Origin of the sequence: Ruminococcus flavefaciens, from assembly GCF_900108555.1 — a bacterium.
In the GTDB taxonomy this organism is placed as follows: Bacteria; Bacillota; Clostridia; order Oscillospirales; family Ruminococcaceae; genus Ruminococcus; species Ruminococcus flavefaciens_P.
Genome location: NZ_FNWV01000025.1, coordinates 1 through 12099, shown reverse-complemented (window position 1 = coordinate 12099; position 12099 = coordinate 1). Strand labels below are relative to the sequence as shown.

The following is a 12099-nucleotide window of genomic DNA, read 5'->3' as shown; positions in this document are numbered from 1 at the left end:
TGTAAAGGAGTATTCCTGCTGCAATACAGAATCACGACTGAATTTGACCTTGAAATCAGGCGGCGTTTTCCATGCGCTTTTATATACCACAACTTCATATGCAACATCGATGTCTTCATTAACAAATACATCATGGCAGTATTCGGTTACCAATGCTCCTGAAGTTTTTATCTCATACCTTGCTTGGCTGCGATACTGCTCTTTGAAAACAAGACAGATCAGATTGCTTTCATTTCCCGAACCGATGTGAGTTGCACCGTACTTATTGCGGAAGCTGACAGCTTCCTCAAAGGTTGTGGGTATCCAGTCAGGAATAGAGCTTTCTGTCATGAATTCTTCTGCATATACTTTTGATGTATTGCACACATTTGCATTATCTGCAGAAAAAGGGATAATTGCGGTTACAACTGCTATAACAGCAGCTGTGAGTCTTGTGAGCTTCATATCATTCACCTGCCATTCTTCAGATTTGCGGCATATAACTGCTTGATTCCATTATACAACGATATCTCGCCGAATGCAAGAGATAATCGTATTTCTATGTTTCTTAGTGTCTGTAATCATAATCGATCCCGTAAATAGGATATCGGTATTCCCTTGAAAAGCTCACATCATAGGAATAATTTGCACTGTCAGAACTGCCGTGCATACTCTCAAGGCTGAGCACCCTGCCAAGCGGAAGAATCTCAAATGATGTCTCACCGTACTGGCATTTCTTTACTCTTATGCCATCATCTGTAATCTTTACGACTTCAATAATATAATTGAGATCATCGGAATCATTCTTCACCCATTTTCCTTCCTGCTTCTCAGTGAACTTGTCGCCCTCGGAAATGCTGAAGTCCATATACTCATCATCTTTTTCGATCCAGTTTCCTGCATAGCCGTAACCATTGTAATGAACGACAACATTCATTTTATAATCATAGGAACGGGGATTTGTCAGATTACCGTTATCGCAGCTGATAAGCTGCTTTCTCAGCATACAAAGATCGAATACATCTATCCTGCCGTCCCTGCAAAGATCCGCCCTTGTCCAGTCGGGCATGGACACATCGTCAGAGCCCTTCAGCCATTTCTGCAAGGTCAGCAGATCCGCGATGCCGAATACATTATCTCCGTTTACATCGCCGAGGCACTTCCACTCCACCTTTTCACCATGGTATTTGCTCTTCGGAACCGTTGCCTGTAAGATACACAGGTAATCAGTGTTGCATATGCCGTAATCGGGAGAGCGTTCAATGTAGTATACGGAGATATTTCCGTCAGAGATCTCCATGTTCCTGATGCTTACACCGCTGCCGCCAGTGGAGTCAACTTCCCAGTCAAGGAACAGCACGTTGCCTTTGAAGAACTCGTCGCCGTACTTGGACATAACCTTCCTCTGCAGGCTCTCATTTGTAAACCAGGAGGACATTATCTCCTGGAGCTCCTCTTCCGATGTCACCACCGCAGGTCCGCTCTCTGTCATTTTTTCATAGTTGATGCCACGAACCGTTGTGGCTATCTTGTCCATAAAGGTAGTACCGCTACCGTTTTTTTGTACGTTAAAGACTATATCCGCGGTATTATAGGGATATTCATCAATGATAGCCTCGTTCCATGTATAAAGCTCATAGCCCTCGGGCAGATACTTTTCATCGATGTAAAGATCATGAACGGTCTTGCCTGTGCGCTCCGTATCCCAGTAATAGGGATTAGAGCCCTCGCAGTACTTGACAGTGCCGCCGAACAGGCTGAGTACATCGTCATTGGGTATCTCTATGGTCTTGCCCGTATCTATATCCACTACTTTTATACGTACAAGATCGCTTTCCAGAATCTCATTGTCGTTCCAGACAACATAGGAACCGTCATACTGTTCCTTAGGTATCTCTACCCTGAGGATATCAAAATCCGAGGTCCTCATGAGCACTCCGCTTATCACAGAGGTATAGTCGATTTCCAGATAACCGTCCTTTTTTACCACGTCCCTCAGACCATGCTTGAACACTCGTCCCCTGTAGGGGTCAAGGTAGGTATTCAGCATCAGCACATAATTCTCGAAGAACAGCTCCGAATACTGCTCCGTGAACTTCTTTGCCGCGCTCTCATTCAAATATCTCGAAAGGAACTTGTCAAGTTCCTCCTTTGAGGTTATGACCGCCGAATCCGAGCCGTAATACTTATCGTAGATCTCATTTGCGGAATACTTCAGTTCTCCCGAATAAATGCTGTAGGACGAAAATGTCAGCCTTGCGTCGCTCAGATACGAATCGCTCAGGGTTATCTTATTGCCGTTATCCGCAACGGTACAGTCGGCAACAATAGCCTTTTCAACAAGGGGAACGCCTGCGTCAGCGCCTCTTGCGAAATCCCATCTGATAATGCCTTTTCCGCTGTTCAGAGCCCTGTAAACAGCAACAAAGCGTTGTGTGCCTCCGTCCAGTACCTTTGCTGTTTCCACGGAACATGATGACCGGAACAGTTCCCTGAACATATCCTCATCCACAGCTGAGGTCCAGCTGTATGCCGTACCGATAGCTTTGTCTATACAGAACAGAACGAGATCATCCTTTGCGGATACAGCTCCGTTCTTCTCCTTATATGCCTCGTACTCGGCAGCACAGTCGGGAAGCCAGCCGTAGATATCTGTCTCGGTGATCTCCTTATCCTCGTCTACTGCAAAGGAATAGAAAACAGAAGCGTTAACGCCTCCCAGATCGATCCCCGCCTTTTGAGCAAGGGCATTGTTCTCCATAACAGGGTCGTATCCGTCCTCAGGCATTATGCATATCTGTATCCACTTGTCGGTCAGTGCCACAGCAAACTCACCCTGCTTCTCTGGAGCATAGTATACTGCCACCTCATAGCAGCTGCCTGTCTCCGAGCTTTCCGAGCAGTAAGTTTCACGTTTGAGTTCTTTCATCATGCCTTCCGTTGTCCTGATCTCATAACGTGACGCTCCCTGCTGTTCATCATCTGACGTTTCTGCCATACTCTCCTTGAACACAACACATACAAGGCCGTCCTTTACAAGAGTAGCACCGTATGTATTCCTGAATCCAAGAGCACTTTCAAAGCTGTCGGGGATCCAGTCGGGAAGAGCAGCTCCCATAGCGTGTTCAGCCGCATACACAGCGGAAGGAACGAACACAGAAAGCCTGTCCGCCGAAAGAGGGGCAATTGCAGTTGCTGCAGCGGCAATTGCAGCAGCTATCTTCTTGAGCTTCATATCATTCACCTGCCATTCTTCAGATTTGCAGTTTTTAACTGCTTGATTCCATTATACAACGATATCTCGCCGAATGCAAGAGATAATTGTACTATAGTCTATATAGGATTTAACGTATGAGACTGGCAAAATGTGCGGCTGAAATCGTAAACTTTCTATGAACACATATATCAGAATTGAGTTGTCAATACGTTTCCCGGGTAACTGGTCAGAGTTGCAGGTTCTACTTTGATAACAAGGCTCCTCAGAGATAAGAACGTCTTCATATACAACGTTGCGGAGGAAGTTTATCATATAATCAAACAGCTGAATAGAGATAAAAAATGCTTCCCCGCAATGGGGAAGCTTAGCTGTTTGTATGGAGTTTACGTTGTCTAGTATGTGAGAATATCGCAAACCATGTCCTGTCTCGACCAGGTATACGGGGAAACATAAAGAGAAAACGCCTTCACATGAAGGCGTCTTTTATATCACTTAAGAAAATAATCATTTGCAATACTATCCAGCTGATTTGAAATGTTTTTGAATTCTTGATTCAAGTCAAGAGTTCTTGCTCCGATACTATTCCCACTAATAATGAACGGCTGTCCATCAGGGAACATTTCGTCCTCGGTTTTGGCATAGAGCAAAAGTCCTGAAACATTACCAGTATTCTTTGTATCCATATTTTTGACATATGCAAATATTTGATACAAATGTGCCGAACGCAGTGTTTCTTTATTATAGTTCTTTATCATGGCTTGTCCATAATACTTAGCATCTATTATTAATTTCTTATCTCCTTTTTGAAGAACAATATCTGTCTTCATCCTCGGTAGAAACTGTATCATATTCGGATCTGGCATTTCTGTATGATTCCAGTCAATTACAGGAGCCTCAGGTGAAAGTTCAGGATGATGTTGTTTATAATATTCCAAAATGAACTTTTCGTAAAGGCGTTCCATATGTTCATCTGAAAATGATATGAGCTTGTAATTTCCATCTTCAGTAGTTTGAAGCAGACCATTCAGCACCAGGTAGCAAATATTCAATAGCAATTCATAGTTTCGGTTATTGCGCTGATAGATCAGCCTGTTCCAAGCGATATGATCTGAATGTATCAGCTTCACATTACCAAAGAAAACTATTAGCTTTTTCAAAGCCTGCCTTCTTTCGGCAGCAACACCGTCTACAGATATAAGCCTATATATCGTAACTTTCAATATTTGATTATAGATATTATCCTCAGAAAATTCATCGAACTCGCATGATAACTTCTGCTCTCTTTGTACTTGTAAACGCAGTGTTTCATTAATACTTAGCTTCCCTCGCATGACAGATAAGTCTTCTTGCATCGGAACATACTCACGGTACAGTCCTTGTTTTACTTGACGAGCAACGCCCTTTTCAAGTATTGCTGCGAAGAGGTCGTGTATCTTATCAAACTTCTCGCCTGCGACATGCTTATAATCCTCCTGCTTCAATATCTGAAATGCATAAGAAAGCATATAGTATATATTCTGAATAAAAATACCTTTATCACTTGTCATTGAATAATCCTCTCAGATTTTCCGACCACTTATCGGCTTTATCCTTATCATCGAACCAATACTCTTTCAGCATAGGGATAATATCATATCCCCACAGGAAGCACAGGCACACGCCGATCCAAAAGAGGCATTTGAGGATTATGATAGCGCAGGATTTGGCTTTGAAGAGGACGATGTGGATGAGTTTAATATTTTCAACTTTGTATCTGGCTACGAAGAATCGGATAACGATGCGGATGACTTCGAGTTTGAGGATTAATCTTATGGGCTCTCTGTCTAAGTTATGTATAAAAACGCCTCCAATTACGGGAGGCGTACATAGAAGAAATAACGTAATTTTTTATACTGATATTTGTAGGTATATTGGTTGTAACAATTTCCAACAGCTCTGACATAAGTGACGACTTGATCTGCAAACTTGCATTTGAATAATGGAGGACCTTATCATGAAATAAAAGTACATAGCTCCTGAAATGGAGCTTATAGAGTTTGATATAGAAGATGTTATCACAACCGCCTGTAGGCAATGGTGGCAATATGCCAGACAATGGACTTAACTGATCGCCACTTACACATGCCAACTAACATGAAAACTCCCACCCACTATTATTTAGAGATATTGTGGACTTTAATATTTATATAATATCCTAAAAACAAGGCGCCTGTTCAGGCGCCTTTAAGTTTCTCTTTATTAGAAAGATTCAAATATATATTACAACTTTTCAAGCTGCTTTACCTCACGTTCCACATCTTTTTTGCTGCTGGTCGCACAGCGATAAAATCTGTAGATATACGATGCAGGTATAAGAAGCTTACTCTTCTTCACCCATGGAACAGAGGCTTCAAGAAAGCTTATAGGCGGGAATATACGATACAGTATGTATCCAAGTTTAGACCCGTTACCTCGGTATTTAATGCCATTTTTGACGGAATTCTCTGTATTACCATAAGTTTCTGACATAACATAGTAGTCGAGAAGTCTCTTATCTTCAAGCGTAAGCTGCTTCAAGGTACATACTTTTATTGCAAGCTCATGATTTTGCTTCTCATACTCTGCTATACCAAGTTTATTAAGCTCTGTATTGATGTAGTTCCAGTCAAGAGAGCCTTTGAACTTGCGCAGAAATATGTATGTATCCACAAGTGAACGTACTCCAGTGCCGCCGCCTGTGAAGTGTTTGTACTCATGAGCAAGCATAAACAGATAGAAATCCTCATTACGGAAGTGATACCCATAATCGCTATTCTGATCCTTGATCAGGCGCCCCTTAACGTTATTAAAGTAACCATACAGATTTCCTATATGTGCTGAACTGAACAAACCACTGTGCATTTCAAAATTTAGCACTGGCTCTTTAAAGTAAACGTCATGGTTCTGATGACCGAAGTGTTCACAGGTATAACCTAAATCAAGGAATATATCGCGTACCTCAACCATTTTTTCACTGTCAACAAGAATATCGTTATCAGTCATTTGTCTCATTCCCAACTTTGGATACCAGTTATGGAGAAAAGATCCCTTCAATGGCATATACCAAATCTTTTCAGTTTCTAGTCTGCGGAGTATATTACCACTCTCAACGTCAAGGAGAATATTCTTACGGATAGCCTTTTCCTTTGCCTGTGTGAAGTCGTTAGCTTTAACGCCCACTGATTCAAGTGCATAAGCAACACAAGCTGTGAGAATATGCTTCTAACACACCTCAAACAGCTTCGGCAGATCAAGGTTGTCGATACGTTCCTGTCTGGGCTTTTTATTATTGATCGCGCAGGCTGTGAGATATATCATATCCGCAGCATTCTTGCGAAATTCACGCTTTTCCATTTTCTATCACTCCGTTATCGGTAAATTGCAGTATCCTATCGCATATATCAAGTGCGGCTGGACGATGTGTAACTATTACTACACTTTTATCTGTCATTTTTTTGAGGTTTTCAAGAACTTTTCTTTCGGTAGTCTCATCAAGAGCACTTGTAGCTTCATCGAGGAGCAGGATTGGACATTTTGAGTATATAGCTCTTGCTATGGCTATACGCTGCATTTGTCCTTCTGAAAGACCTGTTCCGCGCTCTCCGAGAAGTGTATCAACTCCGTCGTCAAGTTCGCTTACGAACTCATAAGCGCAGGCTATTTTCAGCGCTTCATTTATACGCTCATCATCATGAAGCCCGCTCTTATCTGCAAAGCATATGACCTCACGTATCGTTCCGCTCATAAGCTGATTACCCTGCGGAACATAAGCGAACAGACGGTGAAACTTCGCTGAAAGTTCCTCTGTATTTCCAGACCTATCGGTTATATAACGCCTGCCGTCATCAAGCTTATAAATACACATGAGCAGCTTCAGGACGGTACTTTTGCCGCAACCACTGTGGCCCGTGAACGCAACATACTGTCCCTTGCCTATCTCAACGCTTATATCCCTGAGAACAACAGGCATTGTATCCTTGCTGAGCTGACGAACGCTGTCGCCTGACGGATAGTAGGCAAACTCTGCGTTATCAAGTCCCATAGCCTTGAAGCTGCTGCGGTAATAATCGAGAGTTTCATCAATATCCATAGGCTGAACATCGTTGTCGTTCTCGAATTCCTCTATCTCCATAAGTCGCTCTGCACTCGCCGTCATGGCGTAATACTTAGGTAAATAGCCCGTTATATTAGCAAAGGGCGACTGAATCTGAGAGATGAGCTGAGTTATCGCTGTAAGCGTTCCGTAGCTGATAGCTCCAGTGAGAATGCCATAGCCGCAGTAAATAACGCCGCCTACATACATCCCCTGCATACCTGTCTGGAAACCGATATTGCAGAAATTTGAGAAGCGGACGCGCTTCATGCGCGAGCCCTTGTGGTCGCACATCTTGTCAAGTGCCTCGGCTTCGGTCTGTTTTTCAGCTGCAAATGAGCGTATCATCATCATACTTCCGAGACGTTCCTGCAAATATACACGGAGCTTTCCGTCACGCTCCTGTATATTCTTATGGAGCTTTTTCAATACCTTTCGGAAGCCGTATGTAGCGAAAAAAAGGACTATTCCCACTGGAAGCAGAACAAGTGCAAATCGGTAATCAAGGAATATCATCATCACCATTGCACTTACCATTTTCACTATCATACCAGCTAGTCCGGGCAGAATCTCAACGCTATTCTGAGCAACCACAACTGTGTCATTTGTCAGGCGGTTCAGCCACTCACCTGAATGTACTGAGCTGACAGTTCCAAAGTCTTTGGTGAGGATATTGTTGAGCAGTCTCTGCTTGAAAAGGTTTTCAAATGAGGCACGTGAAAGCTCCTCTAGCCAGCGAATTATCGCTCGCATTGCGACCTGTGCTAACACAAGGAGTATTATCAAGAGAACATTCAGCTTGAAGCCGTTTCTGTCGCCGTCAACTGCACTGTCTACGATATTTCTCAGCAGAAGTGCGTAAAGTACTCCGCTGCCGCCGTGAAGCGCATTCACTATCATCAGCCAAAGGATATTCCATTTTTTCTGCCAGTGACCGAATACAGCCATTTTACTGCGTTATTCTTCATAAGGCGTATATTCCCATAATGTATAGCGCTGTGGACAATGATACATGTATAAGCCATGACTTTTATATATCCAGTCGCGTCTTATCATTGCCCAGCCTTTTCGGTTTTCAAGATATGCACCGCTTTGTGTGTCCCACCAGTAAAACAATCTGATCTTACGTTTGAGTTTTTCCTCAAGCTGATCTATGAACTTATAAAAAGTTTCCGTTTCAAAAGGCCGTCCCATAAACAATACCGAATAATCATTGTAATCAAGCTCAAAAGCATTGCCGTTCAATATGGTTATGTTATCATACTTTGAAGCCCACTTCTGAGCATATTCAGCAACATCTTTATTAAGCTCTATTCCAGTAATCTTACATGAATAGCCTTTTCTTTGTATAAAGGCAAGAACTCGTCCCTTACCGCATCCAATGTCGATAAAAGAATCATTTTTTTCCAAAATGACATCGCCGAAAATCTTATCAAGTGCCCAGTAGCAGGTTGCTTCGCTTCCTGTGGCTCCCATTGTTTCGCGATACAATGATGGAATATATTTTACAAGCGAACAGCCGCATATTTTTTTATCTTTTATACTATCAAAAAAATGAGCAGCTTTTATCAATGCACTCTTGTACTTGCGTTTTATTATTTTGAATACTGTTTTTTTCTTCTTATTACTCATTATATATTCTTTGCCATTCTTTTCAGCTTGCTGACAACGTGTACGATAAATGCACGAACAGGAAAGAAGTCGCACCATAAGTGAACATACAGCTTGTATTTCCGGTCGTGCACAGAAACTTCCTTACCGTTGCGGACAACGGCTGTCAGTACACCGATAATATGCCTGTCACAGATACCGTACTCTTTTATCCATCGATTGTCTCCGCAGATAACATAATCGTTTTTGCGGACTTTGAGGATACGATGCAGGACGTACTGTCCGCTATCGCGTTTATACAGCGGAACATCATACTTTTTCAGTCTGCCGTGAACAGGTTCTATTATGAGCAGATCACTTCCCTGCTTGATAAGAGGCATCATACTGTCGCCTTTGTTTGTATAGATGAACTTGCCATTTTTGGCAAGCTGTTCCTCAAATGTCGAATTAGCCATCTATTGCTCCGATTTTTCTGAGCTGGTCAATAACCTTCTTAACATCGCGCTCCATAGCCTCTTTCGGACCATCATACTTCTTCTCCATCTTAGATACGATCTCAGCCTCGGTAGTATCCTTTTCGAGGCAGCTTATGATAAATCCGGCAGTCTCATTGCTGCGGACAAGTCCTGAGAACTTGCTTGCTCCTGTGGAAACGAGGATCTTCTGATCACCGTCGTCATGTGTTAAAAATGCTTTATTGAGTTTCATAATATCAACCTTTCATTGCGTTATATGCGACTTTCGCCGCTTCTATATCCATATTGCAGGCGAGCTTGTATAGTTCCACGCTCTCTGCCATTTTGTCAATAAGTTTCAGAGTCTTAGCCATTTGCAAAGGGTCCTGTGGACGATAGACCTGTTGCAGAAGCATTGCATAGGCTTCTGATTTTTTTATGCGGACGATATTATTTTTTTCGCCGCGTGTAATTACACATATCGCTTTTAATGGTACAGACATATTACAGCCGAGATGATGCTTGCCGTTATATGGTGTACCATAAACAATTATACCATTGTCATGCACAGAAATCAAGGGCTTGTCATCATTGACCATAACAGCCCTATCACCCAAATATTCGCGCCATAATCTTGTATGCGTTGACTTGCCAGTACCGGATTTTGCCGTGAACAGGAATCCCTGTCCGTCAACTGCAATAACAGAACCGTGGAATACAAAAGAATCATATTGCGGCATCTTCTCAGCTATCTTGCGGTATACTGCCGTCTCTTCAAGCAAGTCATCTGAATAATTCGGTGATTGCTTACCCTCAAAGGCATATTCCGAGTAGGTTTTCTGCTTTTCGTAGATAATGTCCTCGGCAGTTGTCGTCACTGAGAAATCCGGCTTTTCATCGGTCTCATAGTCCTTGCAGTAATCATGAACTCTCTCATATATAGAGGTCACCTCGATGACCTTTTCTGCTATTTTATAATTCTTCGTCATCATCGTCCGTATTCGGTTCTCCTTTCATAAGGGCGCAAAGGTAACTTTCAGTCTGCATACATTTAAAATCATAGCATTCTTCAATATAAAGCGGACACCTCTGCTTATAGAACGGAGTGCAGCGTGGAAGGAAACAACATTCTCTGCATCTTTCATCTATATCGACTGACTTGTAAAGCTCATCATATTTTGCCTGATCTGTAATGCCGTAAAAGAGGTCTCCCCATACATTCTTCTCCAGAAGAGAATCGCAGTTATTGAACTCACCGTCAGGACCTATGCCAATAGTCTTGTCCATTGAGTCTGCCATACAATAATTAGCTTTAAACTTGTTATCTCTCTTGAAATAGTCAGTCTTTATCAAGCCTATGTTACGACAATATTCTGTAAGATCCGCCATTTTTTTAAAAAGCGTCTCAGATGGCCTGCATTTATCAACGCCAAACAATGGTGAAAGATACATATTAATATTCTTTGCATCGCTCAAATCTGCTTTCAGTTGGTCTACAAATGCTGCAAGCCCATCAATATTATTATCGTCTACATTAAACCTTAGATTTATCTTCAGTCCCTCTGCCGCAAGGAAACGTATTCCCCTGATCACCGTGTCATAATTATACTTTTCCGGAGCGCAGTAGCGCTTTCTTTTTTCATAGTCTGCCTTGTTGCCGTCTAATGAGACCTGTATCTTTTTCATATTCCAAAGCTTGGATATCTCTTTTGCAAGTTCCTCTGTAACAAGGCTGCAATTTGTTATCATCGTTGATTCAAATTCGATATTATTCTCCTTGAGTTTTCGGCACATATATGATATCATTATATGACCTAACAATGGCTCGCCGCCGAACCATTTAATTTTGATTTTTCCGTCCTGCTTTGTCTCTTTGATAAATTCTATCACTTTATCAGCGATCTCAGGCGTCATCGTCCTGGTTTTGAATCCTTCTTCAAAGCAGTAAATACATCTTGCATTACAGCCCGTTGTGGGCCAGATGATATATGAGCTATAGCCTTTCTTTGCCATAGCAACAGTTTTCACTACAAAAACAACGTTCTTATATTGAGCGATCTCATCATAGTCCTTTTCAACTATATATCTTGACATCGCAAGCTGTTCAAGCCCGTTTGCAGCAATGTAATCATAGCTGACATGCTCTTTTCTTATCTGCTGAACGGCGTTCCATTCCTGTTCTGTCAGCTCTGCTACTTCAAGCGTCAGCGTATTCTGTATAAGATACTTACCGTTTTCAGAATAAAAGTATGTGAACAGCGAAATACGATACTCGGTATCTTTGTTCAGTTTTTTCTTGTTTATTATCTTGGTGACATTGCTGTCACCGTTCTTTATTATTATCATAATTCACCCTTTAGCAAAAATAGCGATAAGGCTGTACGGCTATTACAGCCATACAGCCTTCGCTGTCAGTATTTTGAACTGAGATTACATATTGTCATCCTCACCAGGGCAAGAAGTTGTAATAACATCTTCTGCGTCGAAAGCGATGATCTCAAGCTCAGCCTCTACATAGTTTCTCATTTCAAATACACCTCCATTCACGTAAATAGATCGATCTATGTAATGAATCGGGTTAAAGCACTCGATTATTACCATATAGGAACAATTTCGTTACTGTGCAGAAAGTTCTGCTGCGGATACATACTGTGTATCAAGATAAATTGTGGTTTCAGCATTTGTGCTCTTGTCCTTGACAATTACATACGGTCTTACATATGCAC

Annotated in this window: 12 protein-coding genes; all 12 read right to left on the bottom strand. The window is 42.0% G+C overall.

Going from position 1 to position 12099, the window contains the following annotated elements:
* The coding region (locus BLW60_RS15960; protein WP_139283447.1) for a hypothetical protein at positions 1-444 on the bottom strand (444 nt) is incomplete at its 3' end.
* Positions 445-547: 103 nt separating this feature from the next.
* A complete protein-coding gene (locus BLW60_RS15955; protein WP_074719147.1) occupies positions 548-3214 on the bottom strand; it encodes a dockerin type I repeat-containing protein in 2667 nt (888 codons plus the stop codon).
* A 470-nt stretch (positions 3215-3684) separates the two neighbouring features.
* On the bottom strand, positions 3685-4743 hold the full coding sequence (gene mcrC, locus BLW60_RS15950) for a 5-methylcytosine-specific restriction endonuclease system specificity protein McrC (protein ID WP_074719145.1): 1059 nt from the start codon (positions 4741-4743) through the stop codon (positions 3685-3687).
* Positions 4733-4855 (bottom strand): hypothetical protein, encoded by a 123-nt coding sequence (locus tag BLW60_RS17310; protein WP_278289933.1) that lies wholly within the window; start codon positions 4853-4855, stop codon positions 4733-4735. The genes mcrC and BLW60_RS17310 overlap by 11 nt, the downstream gene beginning before the upstream one ends.
* A gap of 600 nt (positions 4856-5455) precedes the next feature.
* On the bottom strand, positions 5456-6430 hold the full coding sequence (locus tag BLW60_RS15945; RefSeq protein WP_081348304.1) for a nucleotidyltransferase family protein: 975 nt from the start codon (positions 6428-6430) through the stop codon (positions 5456-5458).
* Between the two features lie 6 nt (positions 6431-6436).
* Positions 6437-6568, bottom strand: coding sequence for a hypothetical protein (locus tag BLW60_RS17305; RefSeq protein WP_278289932.1), 132 nt, complete (start codon positions 6566-6568; stop codon positions 6437-6439).
* Positions 6555-8255 carry an ABC transporter ATP-binding protein gene (locus BLW60_RS15940; protein WP_074719141.1) on the bottom strand — a complete coding sequence of 567 codons (1701 nt, stop codon included), beginning with the start codon at positions 8253-8255 and terminating at the stop codon, positions 6555-6557. The genes BLW60_RS17305 and BLW60_RS15940 overlap by 14 nt, the downstream gene beginning before the upstream one ends.
* Positions 8256-8264: 9 nt before the next feature.
* A complete protein-coding gene (locus BLW60_RS15935) occupies positions 8265-8783 on the bottom strand; it encodes a class I SAM-dependent methyltransferase (protein ID WP_207645953.1) in 519 nt (172 codons plus the stop codon).
* A gap of 155 nt (positions 8784-8938) precedes the next feature.
* Positions 8939-9373, bottom strand: coding sequence for a S24/S26 family peptidase (locus BLW60_RS15930; RefSeq protein WP_074719137.1), 435 nt, complete (start codon positions 9371-9373; stop codon positions 8939-8941).
* Entirely contained in the window at positions 9366-9626 is a 261-nt protein-coding gene (locus BLW60_RS15925) for a PqqD family protein (protein ID WP_074719135.1), read from the bottom strand. Before BLW60_RS15925 ends, BLW60_RS15930 begins: the two co-directional genes overlap by 8 nt.
* Before the next feature lie 4 nt (positions 9627-9630).
* Entirely contained in the window at positions 9631-10365 is a 735-nt protein-coding gene (locus BLW60_RS15920; RefSeq protein WP_074719133.1) for a hypothetical protein, read from the bottom strand.
* Positions 10346-11719 carry a radical SAM protein gene (locus tag BLW60_RS15915; RefSeq protein WP_074719131.1) on the bottom strand — a complete coding sequence of 458 codons (1374 nt, stop codon included), beginning with the start codon at positions 11717-11719 and terminating at the stop codon, positions 10346-10348. The genes BLW60_RS15920 and BLW60_RS15915 overlap by 20 nt, the downstream gene beginning before the upstream one ends.
* Positions 11720-12099 lie beyond the last annotated feature (380 nt).

Coding starts and splice junctions, on each gene's coding strand:
- BLW60_RS15955 (WP_074719147.1), bottom strand. CDS start 3,214: ATGAAGCTCAAGAAGATAGCTGCTGCAATTGCCGCTGCAGCAACTGCA.
- mcrC (WP_074719145.1), bottom strand. CDS start 4,743: ATGACAAGTGATAAAGGTATTTTTATTCAGAATATATACTATATGCTT.
- BLW60_RS17305 (WP_278289932.1), bottom strand. CDS start 6,568: ATGGAAAAGCGTGAATTTCGCAAGAATGCTGCGGATATGATATATCTC.
- BLW60_RS15940 (WP_074719141.1), bottom strand. CDS start 8,255: ATGGCTGTATTCGGTCACTGGCAGAAAAAATGGAATATCCTTTGGCTG.
- BLW60_RS15935 (WP_207645953.1), bottom strand. CDS start 8,783: ATGGGAGCCACAGGAAGCGAAGCAACCTGCTACTGGGCACTTGATAAG.
- BLW60_RS15930 (WP_074719137.1), bottom strand. CDS start 9,373: ATGGCTAATTCGACATTTGAGGAACAGCTTGCCAAAAATGGCAAGTTC.
- BLW60_RS15925 (WP_074719135.1), bottom strand. CDS start 9,626: ATGAAACTCAATAAAGCATTTTTAACACATGACGACGGTGATCAGAAG.
- BLW60_RS15920 (WP_074719133.1), bottom strand. CDS start 10,365: ATGATGACGAAGAATTATAAAATAGCAGAAAAGGTCATCGAGGTGACC.
- BLW60_RS15915 (WP_074719131.1), bottom strand. CDS start 11,719: ATGATAATAATAAAGAACGGTGACAGCAATGTCACCAAGATAATAAAC.